Origin of the sequence: Micromonospora sp. H61 (assembly GCF_018070325.1) — a bacterium.
GTDB lineage: Bacteria > Actinomycetota > Actinomycetes > Mycobacteriales > Micromonosporaceae > Micromonospora > Micromonospora salmantinae.
On sequence record NZ_JAGPXY010000258.1, the window covers coordinates 1 to 422 of the forward strand.

Genomic DNA, 422 nt, shown 5'->3' on the forward strand with positions numbered 1-422 from the left:
GTCGAGGACGGCCACGCCGGCCGGACCTACACCTTCGCCGGCCCCGAGGCGCTCACCACCGTCGCGCAGGTCGACGCGATCGGCACGGCGATCGGTGCCACGGTGCGGTTCGACGAACTCGATCCGGCCGAGGCCCGGGCCGAGTGGATCAGCAACGGCTATCCGGAGACGTTCGTCGACTGGATCTTCACCATGTGGGCGGAATCCGCGCGTGATCCCGCCCCGACGAACCAGGAGTGGGCCGACATCGTCCCGCGCCTGACCGGCCGACCCGCGCGGACATTCGCGCAATGGGCCACCGACCACGCGGCCGACTTCCGGTAGACCGTTCATCGTGGGGCATGGGCTCGCCGCCCGGGCCACATGCCCCACACGACCGTCAACCCCGCACGACGCGACGAACCCTGGGCGCAAACATCCTC

The 422-nt window shown here is 70.6% G+C and carries 1 pseudogene; it reads left to right on the forward strand.

Annotation, left to right across the window (positions count from 1 at the left end):
* Positions 1 to 324: pseudogene (locus KBX08_RS33480) on the forward strand (NmrA family transcriptional regulator); the annotation flags it as partial.
* Positions 325 to 422: the final 98 nt, after the last annotated feature.